Annotated in this window: 15 protein-coding genes and 2 pseudogenes; 4 read left to right on the top strand and 13 right to left on the bottom strand. The window is 55.1% G+C overall.

Features of this window, described 5'->3' with window-relative positions; translation table 11 throughout:
• Position 1: 1 nt before the first annotated feature.
• The 3 genes from DN745_RS15160 to DN745_RS15150 all read right to left on the bottom strand — a co-directional run bounded on the left by DN745_RS15160 (position 2) and on the right by DN745_RS15150 (position 1,731).
• Positions 2–400 carry a VOC family protein gene (locus DN745_RS15160; protein ID WP_111336127.1) on the bottom strand — a complete coding sequence of 133 codons (399 nt, stop codon included), beginning with the start codon at positions 398–400 and terminating at the stop codon, positions 2–4.
• Positions 401–421: 21 nt separating this feature from the next.
• Positions 422–1,282, bottom strand: a complete 861-nt coding sequence (locus DN745_RS15155) for a hypothetical protein (RefSeq protein ID WP_111336125.1) — start codon at positions 1,280–1,282, stop codon at positions 422–424.
• A gap of 101 nt (positions 1,283–1,383) precedes the next feature.
• On the bottom strand, positions 1,384–1,731 hold the full coding sequence (locus DN745_RS15150; RefSeq protein WP_111336124.1) for a nucleoside triphosphate pyrophosphohydrolase family protein: 348 nt from the start codon (positions 1,729–1,731) through the stop codon (positions 1,384–1,386).
• A gap of 192 nt (positions 1,732–1,923) precedes the next feature.
• Here DN745_RS15150 and msrA point away from each other — a divergent pair, with 192 nt between their 5' ends.
• The gene (gene msrA / locus DN745_RS15145; protein WP_239497549.1) at positions 1,924–2,661 is read left to right on the top strand and encodes a peptide-methionine (S)-S-oxide reductase MsrA; all 738 of its coding nucleotides are present in this window, start codon (positions 1,924–1,926) and stop codon (positions 2,659–2,661) included.
• Positions 2,662–2,674: 13 nt separating this feature from the next.
• Here the strand turns inward: msrA and DN745_RS15140 are convergent, their stop codons facing one another.
• From DN745_RS15140 to DN745_RS19390, 3 genes are all read right to left on the bottom strand, one after another.
• A complete protein-coding gene (locus DN745_RS15140; protein ID WP_111336122.1) occupies positions 2,675–3,442 on the bottom strand; it encodes a WYL domain-containing transcriptional regulator in 768 nt (255 codons plus the stop codon).
• A gap of 47 nt (positions 3,443–3,489) precedes the next feature.
• Positions 3,490–3,975, bottom strand: coding sequence for a hypothetical protein (locus tag DN745_RS15135; protein WP_133622162.1), 486 nt, complete (start codon positions 3,973–3,975; stop codon positions 3,490–3,492).
• A gap of 61 nt (positions 3,976–4,036) precedes the next feature.
• Positions 4,037–4,198 (bottom strand): hypothetical protein, encoded by a 162-nt coding sequence (locus DN745_RS19390; RefSeq protein ID WP_162687706.1) that lies wholly within the window; start codon positions 4,196–4,198, stop codon positions 4,037–4,039.
• A gap of 303 nt (positions 4,199–4,501) precedes the next feature.
• Between DN745_RS19390 and DN745_RS15130 the strand changes: the two are divergent.
• Positions 4,502–5,682: pseudogene (locus DN745_RS15130) on the top strand (IS3 family transposase).
• Complete coding sequence (locus DN745_RS15125) at positions 5,683–6,519, top strand: sulfatase-like hydrolase/transferase (protein WP_111336118.1); 837 nt, start codon at positions 5,683–5,685, stop codon at positions 6,517–6,519.
• Between the two features lie 176 nt (positions 6,520–6,695).
• Here the strand turns inward: DN745_RS15125 and DN745_RS15120 are convergent, their stop codons facing one another.
• The 5 genes and pseudogenes from DN745_RS15120 to DN745_RS20245 form a co-directional block, all read right to left on the bottom strand.
• On the bottom strand, positions 6,696–7,994 hold the full coding sequence (locus tag DN745_RS15120) for an IS4 family transposase (protein WP_162687705.1): 1,299 nt from the start codon (positions 7,992–7,994) through the stop codon (positions 6,696–6,698).
• A 143-nt stretch (positions 7,995–8,137) separates the two neighbouring features.
• On the bottom strand, positions 8,138–8,596 hold the full coding sequence (locus DN745_RS15115) for a hypothetical protein (RefSeq protein WP_111336115.1): 459 nt from the start codon (positions 8,594–8,596) through the stop codon (positions 8,138–8,140).
• Between the two features lie 15 nt (positions 8,597–8,611).
• Positions 8,612–8,956, bottom strand: a complete 345-nt coding sequence (locus DN745_RS19765) for a hypothetical protein (RefSeq protein ID WP_239497547.1) — start codon at positions 8,954–8,956, stop codon at positions 8,612–8,614.
• An 86-nt stretch (positions 8,957–9,042) separates the two neighbouring features.
• Positions 9,043–9,459 (bottom strand): annotated as a pseudogene (locus tag DN745_RS20250) (transposase); the annotation flags it as partial.
• The gene (locus DN745_RS20245) at positions 9,453–9,854 is read right to left on the bottom strand and encodes a helix-turn-helix domain-containing protein (RefSeq protein ID WP_420836589.1); all 402 of its coding nucleotides are present in this window, start codon (positions 9,852–9,854) and stop codon (positions 9,453–9,455) included. The gene DN745_RS20245 and the pseudogene DN745_RS20250, both read right to left, overlap by 7 nt.
• Before the next feature lie 429 nt (positions 9,855–10,283).
• On the opposite strand from DN745_RS20245, the gene tnpC reads away from it, so the two are divergent.
• Positions 10,284–11,741, top strand: a complete 1,458-nt coding sequence (tnpC, locus tag DN745_RS15095) for an IS66 family transposase (protein WP_111336108.1) — start codon at positions 10,284–10,286, stop codon at positions 11,739–11,741.
• Between the two features lie 58 nt (positions 11,742–11,799).
• Here tnpC and DN745_RS15090 read toward each other — a convergent pair whose 3' ends face one another.
• On the bottom strand, positions 11,800–13,341 hold the full coding sequence (locus tag DN745_RS15090) for a hypothetical protein (protein WP_111336107.1): 1,542 nt from the start codon (positions 13,339–13,341) through the stop codon (positions 11,800–11,802).
• A 373-nt stretch (positions 13,342–13,714) separates the two neighbouring features.
• The gene (locus DN745_RS15085) at positions 13,715–15,433 is read right to left on the bottom strand and encodes a glycosyltransferase family protein (protein ID WP_133622003.1); all 1,719 of its coding nucleotides are present in this window, start codon (positions 15,431–15,433) and stop codon (positions 13,715–13,717) included.
• Positions 15,434–15,437 lie beyond the last annotated feature (4 nt).

Below are 15,437 nucleotides of genomic sequence, written 5' to 3'. Positions count from 1 at the left end.
GTCACAGCGGGTAATGACTCACCGCCACGCGGTTTCCCTCCGGGTCCCTAAAATAAGAGCTGAAATCGCTGCGTGATTCGATGGGCTGCCCGGCCGCCTCGGCGCGCGCCTCAACGGCGCGGCGCTCGGCCGCGTCGGCGACCGTAAAGGTCAGCAAAAAAAGCCCCTCGCCCACGGCATCACTCGGCTGCAGCGCGCGCCGCTGGTGCGCGGGAGCCTCCAGCGCCGCCGCGTGCTCGACCATCAGGACCGGCCCGCCCATATCCAGCCAAATCGAGCGCAGCCTACCATCCTCATAGAGATGGCGCGTGCGCTCCTGAATGCCGAAGATCTCGCGATAAAATGCGGCGATGGCTTCGACCTCGGCGACCCCGAGGGCGATATGATGCAATAGACTCATCGTCCTCTCCGCGGCGTGGCCTTAGGCGAGCTCGCCGAGCTCGCGCGCCATCTCTGCGATCTGCTCGAAGGACTCGGCCACGAAGAAGATCTCCTGCGGGGCGTCATAGTCGATGCTCAGCTGGCGAATCGCGTCGATGCTAAACGGGCGCTTCTCGACCGTCGGGTCGATCGAGCGCAGCAGGTCCTGGATGCCGCCGTTATTGCCGGCCCCGAAGATCTTCAACTCGCCGTCTTCGCGCAGCAGCCCGTACTCGACCGTATACCAATAGAAGAGGCCGATGGCGTCGAGGAGTTCCTCGTTTTTCGCCTCCACCGCCGCGTGCGCAGCCTTGCCGATCTCGACCGACAGCTCGACGAACTCCGGGTATAAGAACATCGGCGCGTGCCCGCGAAGCTCGTGGATAATATCGGGCTCGGGGGTAAAAAACGGGTAGGAGTGATGGCGGATATACGGCGTGCAGCGCATCACCTTATGGCGAAGCATCGACAAGAACTCACCCTTATCGAGCAGCCCGCCCACCGGGGCGAGCATAAACCCGGTGTCGGCCTCCATTGTCTTGGAGACCTCGCTGAGCTGCGGGATATGGTCGATCGGCAGGTTGAGCTTGTCGCGCCCCTCCAGAAATCCCTTGCATGAATAATGGTCCTGCAGCAGCAGGAGCACCTCGGAGACCAGCCGCCAGGTGGTGTTCTCCTTCTCGGTATATTCATAGGTCGGGATCATCGGCCACGCCGCTTCGGACAGCCCGTTGAGGGTGTCGAGCCGCTTGCGATAAGCCGCGTCGTGAGCGCCCGGGTAATTCGTCTGAACGATGCTCCCGTACGCTTCGCGTGCGAAGGGGAAGTCCCGGAGAAAGTCGCGATCTCTGCGCAGATCCATGGTGCGTGTCCTGTAAGAGAAGACCAGTTAAATTGTGTGCTAAGTCGGCCTCATATTTAGCGCGCTCGTGCGGGGTTGTCTAGCCGGCACCTTGGGTTGCCTTAGCGCTCATCGCCCGATCCCTGCAAAACACCACGTGCTTTGCGGTCGGCGAGCTTGTCGAGGTTGGCCTGGGCGATGTCGCTGAGGTCGAGGTCGAGCTCGAAGGCGAGCGCGGCCAGGTACCAGAGCACATCGCCGAGCTCTTTTTTCAGTGCCTTGTGGCGCTCCGGGGTGATCTCTCCCCCATCATCGCGCATCGCTTTTTTGATCTGCTCGCACACCTCGCCCGCCTCGCCGGCCAGGCCCAGGGCGGGGTAGGCGCTCATGGGTTTGGCGCCGCGCCCCGGGTATTGAGCGGTGCGCCCGGCCAGGCGTTGATAGGCGTTGAGTCCGAGGTCGTCTGTCATGATGATGTCCTTTTTTCGTCTAAATGATGGGAGATTTGCAGAAGATGCGACTGGCCAAAACACATAGCATTGAATGATTTTGGGCGACAAGCTTTTGCCCGCCGCGCCGATGCTCGGCCCGGCGGAACAAATATTTTCGCGAGACCGTTTTATACCTGCTCATTATTGGCTCCCATTGCCGAGGCTTTTCCTGTGAAGATATCCAAGACGCCCCATCTCCGAGTCACCCTTCTTCTGGCGCTCGTCCTCGGGCTCGCAGTGTTCGTGGTGGGCTGCAAATCATCACCGTCGCCCGGCGAAGATGGCGCGACCCGCGAGGAGTCGGCAGCCAGCGAGACCGGCGAGCGCGCCGCGGGCGCCCCGCCTGCGATCGACCCGCAGGCAATGCCCGCCCAGGCCGAGGACCCCGCCCTGAAGATCGCGACCTTCGCCGCCGGGTGTTTCTGGTGCATCGAGCCGCCCTTTGATGAGACCCCGGGCGTCAAGGCGACCATCGTGGGCTATACCGGCGGGGCCGAAAAATTGCCCACCTACGAAGACGTCTCCTACGGGCGCACCGGCCACACCGAGGCGGTGCGGGTGTATTATAACCCCGATGAGGTCAGCTATGAGACGCTGCTCACGGTCTTCTGGCGCAATATCAACCCCACCCAAAAAGACGGGCAATTTGTCGACCGCGGCCGCCAATACCGCAGCGGCATCTATTATCACGACGCCGAGCAACAGCGACTCGCCGAGGCCTCGAAGGCAGAGCTGGGCGCGTCGGGGAAATTTGATAAGCCGATCGTCACCGAGGTCGAGCCGGCCGGCTCGTTCTGGAAGGCCGAAGAGTATCACCAGGATTTTTATAAAAAGAGTCCGCGCCGGTATAAGAGTTACCGGCGCGGATCGGGGCGTGACGAGTATATCCAGAAGACCTGGGGCGACTGAGGCGCGCGGCGGGTCAATCCGGGTCGAGCAGGCTCATCTGCGGATTCGAGTCTGAGTCATTCGCGTCGGTCTTGGGTTTCGGCGCGCTCTTTTGGGGCGCCGGTTTTTCGCTCGCGGGTTTGGCGGCCGCAGGTTTGGCAGCTGTCGGATGCGTCTTTCGGTACACCGACCACCCGCCCACCGGGCGCAGATCGGCGATGCGCGTGAGGCGAAAGACGCGCTCCTCGCGGCGAAGGTGGCAATAGGCGTGCAGGTAGGTCTCGGCCTCCAGGCTGATCGGCGTGATGCGCCGCTTCGTAAACTGCCCGCGCCCATGGCTATAATAATCCATCTCGAGGTCCTCGCCGTTGGCCAGGGCCCAGCGAATCATCTCGTGGTGGGGGGAGTCCTCATGAATATTCTTGACGGATTCGCCGCCCTCGGTGGAGTGCTGCGACCACTGCGGGTCAATCGCCTTGCCGAGCCATAGCAGGATTTCGTAGGCCTCGACCTCGATATCCATCACCTCTTTGGGGCCGAATGAGGCGAGGCTCTTGCGCAGGACGGTCTCGAGCGGGCGGCGCGGGGCGAGGGTGCCGCCGCGCTCGCGCAGGCTCTCCAGGATCAGACACGCCAGGGCGACCGCCCCGCGCTCGTCGGCGTCGTGCAGGGTCATCGGCGCCGGGGTGGGCGGAAACTCAAGCGTCTCCTCACCGTCGCGCGCACGCGGCGTGGCGCGCGCGAGCTTCTCCGCGATTCTGCCCTTGATGGTCGGGATCCTAAATGAGCCGTCTTTCGCCACGGGGGTCGCTCCTCTGGGAGGGGATATCTAGCGCCATAAACCTGATATTATTCAGCAGGTTTGGCAAGCTCGTTGCTATCTTCTTCGGTGATCGGCTCGGGCGTCAACCCGCCGGTCATCATGATCTCGGGGAGCCCGCCGATCTTCTCCACGGTCAGCGGCGTGCGCGGAGTGAGAAACATGCCCAGCCCCGCGTAAACCGCCAGCGCCGCCGTGAATACCAGCAGGGATTTGAGCACCTCACCGCTGGACACCGCGGCCAGCGTCGCGAAATAAATCGCCGCCGCCCCCAGGTTGCCGAAGAGCCCAAAATCCCGCAGAAAAAACACCGCCGCGTTGCCCACGAGCGCCGCGATCACCGCCCCGATAAAGGTATTATGCTCCGGGTCCACATGGAGCAATTTGAAGACCAAAAGGATCATCAGGGTATGGACGATGGTCGCGGTGACATAGAAGGTCACCGGCGTCCAGGTAATCGCCGCCTTCGCGAGCACTGCCACGTCCAAACTAGCTGCAAATACGTCGACTAACATCACTTCCTCGGCTGCACTTTCGGGTGGGTTTTATCTATCTGGGGGGGGGGCGCAAAAACTCTCAGGAATCCGACGACTTCTCAGACCCCTTATCCAGCCGCGCCTGCACCTTGCGCGCCCGCATCTCACCATAAGCCTCGCTGATCTTACCCAACCAACCAAGCCCGAGCACACAGAACACGGCCACGATCAATAAAACGGTCTCTTCGATGCTCGGTATCATAGCGTTATTCTCGACAAGATGGATTCACACAAACCCTATAAGATATTGTTGTAGCAGGGTTAAGCGTTGAGTGAAATAGGGCGCGCAGGTTGGCGTGGGCGGTTCGGCGTGGGGATTATAGGGGGGTTGGGGTGTGGGGCAAATTTATTGGTGGTGGGGGCGTTTTGAAATTAGGTGTGAAGCGCAATGAAATAGATTGCGGTCTTGGTCATCGAGGTCTTAGAGTTTGGCATTGGCATGACCCGGAAAATTCGGACACCTTCTCACACCAAAAAATGATATCGTATCATTAGGAGGTTCCAAATGAGCAAAAAAGCCAAACGCACCCGTTTCACCAAAGAGTTTAAAGCCGATGCTGTCCGTCTGGCGCTGAGCGAGTCGATTCCGACGGCTCAAGTCGCCCGTGATCTCGGGATTCATTCGGGTGCGCTGTACAATTGGGTCGCCAAACACCGGGCTGAGCATGCCACGGGAGAGGGCCGAAGTGTTGTAACTGACGATGAGCGCGACGAGGAATTGCGCCGGCTTCGTCGGGAGAATCGCATCCTAAAAGAGGAGCGCGAAATCCTAAAAAAGGCTGCGGCCTTCTTCGCCAAGGAGTCCCGGTGACACACCGCTACCGGTTCATCAAAGAGGAGAAGGCAAACCACCCCGTGCGCACGCTATGCCGCGTGATGCAGGTCAGCCGCAGCGGGTTTTACGATTGGCAAAAGCGCCCTTTATCCGAGCGTGCCCAAGAGAATGCAATGCTGTTGGCCGAGATCGAGGAGATCTTTGAGGCAAGCTATAAACGCTACGGCTTTCGTCGCGTTTTGAGCGTGCTTTTGGCCCGTGGCTATCACGCTGGAAAGCATCGCGTCGCACGTCTGATGCGTGAAAATGGTCTCTTTGCGCGCAAGCGACGTGCGTTCTGTAAAACCACCGATTCCAACCATAATTATGACATAGAACACAACAAACTTAACCGCGCTTTCACAGCCGCAGCCCCCAACCAGGCCTGGGTCGGAGATATAACATACATCCGAACCGCCGAGGGCTGGCTCTATTTGGCGGTGCTCATTGACCTGTTCTCGAGGCGTGTTGTGGGCTGGGCCATGAGCCGATTTATTGACACGAAGCTCGCCTTAGACGCCCTTGATATGGCTCTCACACACCGCCAGCCTGAGCCCGGCTTTATACACCACACTGACCGCGGCTCGCAGTATGCCGCCAATGATTATCAAGACGAATTAGACCGCGCTCAGGCCACCGTCAGCATGAGCCGAAAGGGCAATTGCTGGGACAACGCGCCGAGCGAGAGCTTCTTCTCAACACTTAAAACCGAGCTTATTTATCGTGAAGAATTTGCCACTCGCGAAGCGGCTCAGCACGCCATTTTGCGGTACTTAATGTGGTACAATGCGCACCGCATTCACTCCTTCAACGACTATGTTTCTCCGATGCAGTTTGAGAGATTCATGTTGACGCGCGATGCGGCAGCGTAAATGCTTCTATTTCAGTGTCCGAGAAACCGGGGTCATGCCAGGGTACACCTGTATGAACCTCATGACCCGTATCTTCAGCGCCCGGAATATGGGCCTCCGATGGGACCCGCGGCAGCCTATGCGTCCGAAATAAGATATGTTGATGAGCAGCTTGGCAACTTTATGGAGTGGTTTTATGACCATCCCGTATCGGCCAACACCTTAGTTGTTGTTATCGCCGACCATGGAGAGGGAATAGGAGACGAGCTCGACGGCAAACCCTTTTGGGGGCATCACGTCCATGTTCATAATATCCTTAGCACTGTACCCGCGTATTTCTCAGGGCCCAAACTACCGAAGGATTCGATACGCATGCGGCTCGATATAAGTCAGATAGACGTGATGCCGACGATGTTGGATTTTATCGGAGTGAAAGCGGCCGAAGGTACCTATCCACAGGGATGGTCACTATATGAGATTTTGGGGCAGGAGCCAGAACGCCCGCTTGTGACACAAGCCTTTAGTATACGAGGCCAGGAGTTCTTCGATTTGGTCGGGCAAGTGCGAGCGTACGGCAAAGACGCCGATCTGGATCAGTTTGGCGAGGTTCTTAATGAAGAGAGTTATTCTCCCAAGCTCGCGCTGCAGTATGGGGCATGGAAGCTCCACTACGATGTGACCTTGGAGCGCTTTAAGCTCTTTAATATCGACGAAGACCCCTGGGAGCAGGAGGACGTGGCCGATGCATACCCGATGCAACTGGCCGATATGGTAGAGCGGCTTCGTGCCTGGCAATATCAGCAGCGTTGGGTGGTCAATGCGTTCGAGAACAACTCCACTGCGACTTCGGAAGAATAGGTCGTAGGGGGCTGGCGGGAGCGCTCCTCGAAGTGCGTCAACGATGCGCATATAGACATCGTTACTCGCCGCGCTGCGGGCGCTGGGCGTAGAGCTTGCCCAGCTCGACTTGCCCCTGGCGATAGAAATAGCGCGATATTTCCGGGTATTTCTCCAACAAAATCACTCGTGTTCGGTTAAGCCGAAACCTCCTCAAAAGCGACCGTATCGGGCTTATGAGCCAGGGGAATCGCTGATAGGATGTCGTGTGAACCGGGTCTATTGCGATTGGGATCCGCAGCTTCGGCCGTCATCAGCTTGAACAAATCAATCCGGCGCGCCCCCCGTTTCTGGGCGATATGGAGCAATATTACGGTGGCGAAATCGCGAAAAACCGCGTCCATGCGCTGGGCGGGATAGGTGCGGCCAGGGTTAATTTGGCGCAACACCTGTAGAAACGCGTTGGAGAGCAAAAGTGCGAGGATGGACGCGTAAATAAGCGCCTTGACGACTTCGGGTTTTGAGCTGGGAATCTGATTGAGACGCATCGTCGTTTTGAGCCGCGTAAACAATAGTTCGACCTGCCAGCGCAACCGGTAGGTCTGGGCGATCTCGTCGGCGCCGAGGGTTTCGGGGCCGATATTGGTAAAATAGAGGTGGTATTGACCGGTTTCGGCATGTTTTTGGCCGACCAAGCGCATACGCATTTTCGCGGTTCGACTGCGACCGCGATACTTTCGAAGCTTCACGGGGACTTCGACTTCAACATCAATAATGCGGCGCTCAAGCCGCGCCAAGACGTCTTGGAGCTTCTGGCCGACTAAATTGATAGAGTTCCCCGCCACCCGCTGGTGGGAGGCGACGATGCGCGGGTTTGCGTTGGACTTGGCGCGGCTTAAGAAAAACCCGCCCTTTTTGGCGATGCGCCTGAATAAATGAAAATCGTAATAGCCCAGGTCGACCATCAGCAGGCAATTTTTGACCCACGAACCGACGGTCTTCCACGGGCCGATATCAGCCCGGGTCTGGCCGGTCATTTTAACCGAATTGGCGGTGCCTGACACGACGTTTGTGACCATATGCAACTTGGCTGCAGCCTGGCCAGGCTGGGTCGACGCCCATCTGTGGGCGAGCATCTGATGAAGCCCGATGACGGTCGAATCCAGCGCCAGAAGCTCGCTGAAGCCGTCGAGGCGTTTGGCCGCGTTTTTGGTGATCGACTTCTTCTGCACCGCCAGCCTCCAGTCGACCAACCGTTTGATGAGGTCGGCCAGCAAACCGGTCAGCCGGTCGTGGAATGACGAACGGGCAATCGTGATGGACGCGACCTGCTGAACGCGCCGCCTCAGCGAGGCGATGGTCCGTTTAGAGCCCGCCGGAAACCCCAACACAAGCGTCCAGACGAGCATGACTGGGTCGACCTTGCGCTCTCGCACGACGACGCCGAGCGCCCGCGCATACTTTTCGATGACAAAGTCTGGAAGAAAGGTTGTCAAAAACTCGAGAGTTTGTTTAGAATCGATGTGCGCCATCATAGCTCCTTTTTTGTTCGTGTAACGATCGACTAATCGCACCATGAACATGGGAGATATGATGGCGTTTTTCAATGTCTGACGGAGTTTAAAGCGGGGGTGGGGGCTTAACCGATCACGAGTGCCAACAAAATAGAGTCGGAGGAGTAGGCGCGCCGGGCGGCTCGGTCTGCGGCGGCTTTAAATTTGTCTTCTTCGGGCCAGCGCAGGTCGTGATTAGTCAGCAGGAGGACGAAAAACCCGTCGGTCCGACGGTTTCTTGGGGTATCGGTGCGGACCAGAATATCCATCAATACTTCGTAGGCTCGCGCATTATTGCCAATCGCGGCAAACGCCACTGCGGCCTCTGTGGGAGGGGTCAGCCATTGCGTCATCACATAATAGCCCTCGTCGAAGACCTCGGCGGCGCGCTCATACTCGCGGATATGGGTCAGCGCGGTGCCGACCATAAAATGAGCTTGGCCAAGGTCTGCGGTGCTCTCCATCATCGGCTCCCAGAGCGTGAGCGTATTCTCCCAGCGTTTGCCCTGGAGAAATGAGCTCGCGGCGAGGGCGATGCTGAGCAACCCAATGAGAAGTGCCTAGAAATAGGGCCGTTGGCGCAGCTTGACGCGCGGGATTAATACAGTGACGGCTGCCAGAAGTCCGATGAGCGGCAGGTAGATATAGGTGTCTGCCAAAAAGCGGGGCAGATACTCGATACCGGAGGCCGGTAGGTAGCAGATGGCTGCGAAGGTCAACGGCCACCCGCTGGGGTGGCGGCTTCGCCAGGTGACCATCATCGCAGCCATCCAGAGCAGCGCGATGAGGACGCCGATAACGGCGATATATAGCGCCTTTGAATGCTCCCAATAATAGGCCGGGTTGAGCTCGCTGGGGTAGACGATATGCCCGAATTGAAGGGCCAGCGCCGAAAAAATGCGCACGCATTATCCGGGCTTATCTGCTCCCAAGCCCATTCAAACGTATCGCGAACGGCCGCAGTACGTTGAGGATGCATACCGCGAATCAGTGCTTTAAGCTTGTTAAAGGCTAACTCAATCGGATTGAATTTAGGACTATATTGCCGCAGATAAAGCCGCATACAGCGATGGCTTTTAAGCAGCTCTATAACCCACGATTCGGTGTGGATGTTGAGGTTATCAAAGACGGCAAACGAATAGGCTGATAGCTTCGGCAGCAGATCTTCGCGAAGAAATTTTTCGAACTCTTCTCGATTTATACCGCCTCTAATATGCCGGTGTGCAATCGGCCCATGATAGCCGAGTGCCGCAATCGACGTGTTGCGACGTCCCGGCCGGCGCGATTTGAAAACACAACGCTCACCGCAAGGGCCTCGCCCATAACGGCGTTGAATATAAGGATGCAGCGCCGTTTCATCGATGACGACCACGCGGCTGAGATTAGCGACAAGGGCTTTAACTACCATTGCCCAGGCCAGTCGACGTCCCTGGACATCCGCTCGCTTCCGGCGAGGATCAACAACGCTTTTTTTCGAGTCCACCCTATTTTGCTCAAGGTGCGACTGATCTGGGAGATCTCGATTTGTACGCTGAAACCGTCGTACAGACGCTGTGCAAGTTCCTTCAAAGTCAGGTCACGCAGCGGGATATTCCACTTTTTGAGCGCCGCCTGATGCTCCTTAATGAGTTTGCGCGAGTGCTGGCTACCAAGACGAGGCCGTGGTTGAAGAGAACCGGTTTCACGTTTGAGCTTGATCCAGCGCTCGACGCTGGAAGGGCTGACGTAAAAGCGCTTGGCGATGGCCGCCTGAGACCCTTCGTTGGCCTCCCAGGTGTCGACAACTCGTGTGCGAAGATCGATGGAGTATGCGTCGGGCAGCGTGTACGTTTCCAGGCGATTGGTTGGCAGTAAGTGCCTGAAATATATCAGCTATTTGGCTCGCGTCGTAGTGGTTTGCAACATACTATTTGGAGAAAGTATCTCAACCATCAGGCATGCATGTTGATTACCGTGGGGGGAGTTGCTGTGTGGCGTTTTTTTTAATAGATGGGGCGAGAGCTGCGGATCGCAACTATTCTAAAGGCCGGCAATGCCTACGGACGGCAAGCTTCGTGAGAGTTGTGACTTAATGCTTAACCATCCGATCCTCATTATTTATGATGCCATATTTTAAGATTAATCATTTGTATCATTATTGCGCGTTGTAAGCGTTCAGTGGGTCTACCTAAAATGGGGCTGACAGACACTTTTCGGGTTGCCTGAGCGCCTCCGGTTCCGACACTTAATGTGATGGAGATACTACCCGACAAACGTGATTTACGCATCGCCGAGCTCGAAGCCGAGAACGCCCGTCTTCGTGGATGCCTGAAGGAACGGGAACTTTATTGCGCCAAACTCGCCGCGCAACTCGAACAAGCGTTAAAGCGCATTGACCAATTGGAGCGCCAACTCGGTTTGAATTCGCAGAACTCCTTGAAGCCGCCGTCCAGCGATGGGCCGAAGCAGCGTGCCCAGCGTAAAAAAAAAGAAAACGGAAAACGCGCCCAGGGCGCTCAAAAGGGGCATCCGGGCCACCACCGTGAGCTTTGGCCGCCGGAGAAGGTGGACCATCAAAAGCAGTATTTTCCCACAAATTGCTCAGAATGTGGGCTCGAGCTAGCGGCTGAAGATGCACGCGGCGAGCCGGTGCGCCATCAAGTTTTTGAGGTTCCGCCGAAGCTTATCGAATGCACCGAACACCAGCGCATGGCCTGTGAGTGCCCGGGGTGCGGGCATCGAACGCGCGCAAAGCTGCCCGAAGCGGTCGAAAAAAGCGGTTGGGGGCCGCGCCTGGTTGGGCTGCTGGCCACACTTGGAACGCTTACGACGGACACGCGCCGGCAACTCGACTGGTTTGTCGGCGAGGTGCTCGGCGCGCCCAGCTCGCTCGGGTGCGTGCAGCGCCATCTTGAGGAGGCAAGCGCCGCGCTAAAGCCCGGATTCGATCAGGCGTGCACGGCGATTCAGCGGGCCGAGCAGGTCGGGGTCGATGAAACCGGCTGGCGAAAAGGCCGACTTCCGCATTGGATCTGGGTCATTCAGAGCGCACAGGCTGCCGTCTATCGGATCCGGTCGGGTCGTACTAAAGCGGTCGCCCAGGAGATTATCGGCGCCCCCGGCGCGCGTATCTTCGTTACCGATCGCTACGGCGCGTACTCATATTTGGCGGCCGAACGTCATCAAATTTGTCATGCGCACCTGCTACGCGAGTTTGTAAAAATGTCGGAACTCGACGGCGAAGTCGGCCAGATTGGCAAGAAATTGGAGGTCATGAGCCGCGAACTTCAGGGTAAATGGGCGCGCACGAACGCCGATGAAATCCCGCACGAAAAATGCGTCATATGGGTCCGCCAAAAGGTGCGCCCAAAGTGGGAAGCCTTGCTCAAAAAGGCGGCGGCCCACGGGAAAGCCGCGCCGGCGGTAGTTCGCTGGCTTCTAAAAGATAAGCATCTAAAGATGGCCTGGGTTTTTCTGGAACACCCCGGCGTTGAGATGACCAACAACGCCTCGGAGCGCGCGCTTCGCGGGCCAGTGGTCCAGCGAAAGATCTCCTGGGGCTCGCAATCCAACGCCGGATTGCGGATGATGGAGCGGCTGTGGACCATCGCAGAGACTTGCAAGCGCCAGTCGATCAGCGCCCTCGATTATATCACCCAAGCGGTTGAGGCGCTGAGAAATGAGGCACCAGCACCGCTCTTGATCGCGTAAATGGCTGACTTTTAGGTCGACCCGCTGAACGCTTACTTAGAGTTTGTACGCTGAAGGACTAAGGCGTCGTGCCTACTGTATCCTTATTAGGGCTGGGCGCCGCTTTATTCTGGACCACATTATATAGTCGCCAGATGCCCTGTTCCGTAACGGGCTCGATTAGTGGGTTCTTTGAGAAAAAGGCATGATCGTGCTCGTGGCCGCTGATTAAGACATGGTCGAAATACAGAATATCGGTATTCGTCGCCAATCCGGGAAACCATTCAAGATCGACCGACCAGGGGCGTTGTCGAATTTCTTTGTAGATGATCGGCATAGAGCCAAATTCTGCGAAGGAGAAGTTGATTTCGCCGTGATGCAGAAGTTGCGTATACGCCGGGATATGGATTAATGAATGATGCTTAAAGAGGTCGGTTTCTTCGGGTGGAACATAAAAGCCAAGACCGAGTACATTATGGGATGGTTTTACTTGCGCTAACGCATCCTCAAGTCCCCGAAGATCTTGTTCCTCAAAGGCCAGCCAATGCAAACATGTAGCCAGCATAAAACTTGCAAGAAGAGTGAATGATAGCATGCTTTTTATGGAAGGCTTAAGTGAGGGATTGGGCAGCGCAAGAACAAAGAAAATAACCGCTGGCGCGGCCCATCGCTGTGAGAATAATACGGTCTGCTTATAGAGGACGGGAAGTGTTAGGGATAGGATTAAAAACATGCCTGCTGCCACTAATAGCGGGGCATTGGTTTTCTCTTTAAGTTCGCGACGGTTCTGCCAAATAGCCAGGATTATCCACCCAAGTAGACTTGCGAGTATGATCGGTTCGATCGTGCCTGCAAGTCCTCCTAAAGTGGAGTTGACCAAATTGTCCGGCAAGAGCCTTTGAATGGGGTTCGGGCCGTATATTGTGCGCGAGTCAAATCCTGTTGCATTCAGTTTAAGATAGCCGATTATCCCCACTAAAACCAAGATGGCGACAGGAACAGTTCGGCGCAACAGTTGTTTAAACGAAAAGCGGGCTACAAGGTAATAGAACCCTAGCCATAGTAAACCAGCAGCGAACCATAGTGCGTGCGATAGGTAGAGGCAAAGGCCACACGCGATGAGACGTAGGTCGTTGTAAAGCGTAGGTTCAGCGTTGATATAAAATTGTGTTACTCGAAACCATAAGAGGAAAATGGCCATCCCGAAAACAAATGGGAGAAGCCCCCAATATAAGGAGCAGTTGAAAATTAGAATGCACGCAAGGACTGCATTCCAGGCTGGGCGGTTTTCTAAATAAGCCAGTGTGTGTATCGCAATTGCAACGCAAGAAACCACAAATAAGACTGCAATACGTGCCGCAAGAAGCGGTTCAAATATCGCAGAAATGATAAAAAGAAATGGGTAAATCGCGCTATATGGCGTCCACCATTGCAGGGTATATTGACTATCTGCATTTTGAAGCCAATCTTGGAATAAGATAATCTGGTTCATATGCTGAGGAAGATCAGCAATGGGCAGAATGGTCGGTGTTAAAATCGGAATTGCGAGAAGCAATAGTGAGACAAATAAGAACCAGATGCGCTGTGAACTCATGTCGATATTGTGAAGGAGGTCTTTCAAACTATGCTCGGTTGGAAACTGGAGATTTAGGACAGTATACGCGCTGGCTTTTAAGTGTGCCGGTGCTGGGTTTCTTTCGGAGACTTAGTTCCCCCGGGTATCTGAATGTTCGGCCTACTAGAAAACGGTTAATAATATCAGGGTTTTATATTGTCAAATTCTAGGCGCCCATAACGCAAGATGCGTTGGATGGTATATATACGGCAGCTTCCCGCGTTCGTTTACGCGCGAGGTCTCTAACCTTGAGAAAATTCCAAACTCAAAACGCCCATAATGCTCTTGGCCCAACGACTAGACTACGGGAGGACATCTGTATCGAGAAATAGAGTAAATGCACTGCAGCAACCCCTTAATTCGGGCTTAATTTTAGGCGTCACTTTGATCGAGGTGCTGTATTGGCGAAAAGCTTACCTAGATCATCTTGCTGCTGGTGATAAAAATATTTTGAAACTTCAGAGTGCAGTTGCTGTGGCAGCGACCTGGCTTGGTAGACTCGCCATGCCGCTTTATTTGCCACCTCATTAAAACGTCCTTTGTCAGGCCAGTTAAGTTTGTTTTTGGCCGCCAAGATGACTAATAAACTATCCGTTCGAGGATCTGATGGGATGTCTGATCGCAGTAGAATATCCATAAGAATTTCATAAGCGCGAATTGGGTTGCCTGCCGAGGCATAAGCGACCGCCATTTCTACCGGCGGTGTAAGAGTTCGCGTTATTCCATGATAACCTTCGTCGAAGATTTTTACAGCCTTATCGTATTCGCCTACACTCGTAAGTGCGATACCAACCATAAAATGCGCTTGGCCATACTCTGCCGTGCTCTCTAGAAGTGGTTCCCATAATGTGATTGTGTTCCGCCAACGCTGATTTTGGATGAATGAGCTGGTTGCAAGGGCACATATTACTAGGAGCGTGAGCAAGCTCCAGAAATGAGCGCGTTCGCGGTAGTTTATTCTTTGAGGCAAGAAGGTAATGCTGGCGGCTAATAGGCCAGCTAACGGAAGATACATATAAGTGTCGGCTGTGAAGCGCGGTAAATATTCGATTCCAGAGGCGGGAGCATAGCAGATTGCTGCAAAAGTTAAGGGCCAGCCCCCAGGGTGTTTTGTCCGCCATGTTATGAGGATTGCACCAAGCCAAACGGCCGCGATTAATATGCCTGAAATGAGAATGTAGGGCGCACGATACTGCTCCTCGTAATAGGCAGGGTTGAGATTGTTTGGGGAGATAATATGCCAGATTTGAAGCGCAAGGGCAGTGAATATCTGTTGGTAATGCTCTAGGTTTTTGAGCGTTGTGATTGTGCTGTTGTCATTGATGGCTATGAGCGCCGTTGTATGGCTTCCGATGACAAACGGAATAAAGATGGCCGAGAGGATAGCCAAGCCTATGGGAAGCACCCAATAGATGGGGCGTCGAAGTAATGGCCATCCGCCTTTCCAATATGTGCGCGCCAAGATTAAAGGGGCGATAATAATTGCTTCCGGCCTGCATCCGAATGCGAGAATGGCGAAGAGACCGCTAAAGGCGATATAATATCGCTTAGGTGCTCTAAGGTGATTCTCCCAGAAAAGAATTGCGGTAAGCAACGCAGCGGCAAAGGTCAGAGTCTTCAGGTTGGTAACCCATGCGACCGATTCGACTAATAGGGGGTGACTGGCCCATAAAAGTGCTGCAACAAGTGTTGGGGTGCGCTTTTCAAGCCAGCGGAGGAGTACTTTGTACATCAAGCATGCGTTAATACACTGAAGCAATACGTTTAGCCCGTGGGAAGTAGGAATCACCCAATCTCCTGGCAGTTGTTGCAACAGCACATATAACACCGTTGGGATTGGAATTGGATATCCGATTTCGGGCGTCGTAAGACGTTCAAACCAAGGTGTACCCCACCAGTTTTTTAGTTCCGGACGATCTAAAAAAAAGACTTGATCATCCCAGGTGTCCATGATGCCAAAAGACAACGTCTGAGAATAAATAAGTACCGTAATAAATATAAGGAGAAGGTAGGGCAGTGATGCATACTGCTTGAGTTTCTCAAAGATGAAATCCCGTCTGCTTTCCGGGGGTACCTCTATTGAATTCGATGTAGACATAATT

The sequence above is a fragment of the Bradymonas sediminis genome, from assembly GCF_003258315.1.
GTDB classification, from domain to species: Bacteria; Myxococcota_A; Bradymonadia; order Bradymonadales; family Bradymonadaceae; genus Bradymonas; species Bradymonas sediminis.
The sequence above is the reverse complement of the archived record's forward strand: the minus strand, read 5'-3'. Positions and strand labels throughout refer to the sequence as shown.